Below are 242 nucleotides of genomic sequence, written 5' to 3'. Positions count from 1 at the left end.
AGAGGGTGGTTCCGACCGCCTGATCGAGAATCGTGTGGCCGAAGGTGGCTCTGACAAACTGCTGCAGAACCGCGTCGCTGAAGGTGGCTCTGACAAGCTCCTGCAAAACCGCGTCGCTGAAGGTGGTTCCGACAAGCTCCTGCAGAACCGCGTCGCTGAAGGCGGCTCGGATCGTCTGATCCAGAATCGCACTGCCTGAATAAATTGCTTTACTACCGCCCCACAAAAAAACCGGCCTGATC

At 57.4% G+C, this 242-nt stretch carries 1 pseudogene; it reads left to right on the top strand.

Annotation, left to right across the window (positions count from 1 at the left end):
- A pseudogene (locus ACM6IT_RS00030) lies at positions 1 to 199 on the top strand (hypothetical protein); the annotation flags it as partial.
- Positions 200 to 242: the final 43 nt, after the last annotated feature.

This window comes from Pseudomonas sp. IT-P4 (assembly GCF_949767755.1).
GTDB lineage: Bacteria > Pseudomonadota > Gammaproteobacteria > Pseudomonadales > Pseudomonadaceae > Aquipseudomonas > Aquipseudomonas monachiensis.
The sequence above is the reverse complement of the archived record's forward strand: the minus strand, read 5'-3'. Positions and strand labels throughout refer to the sequence as shown.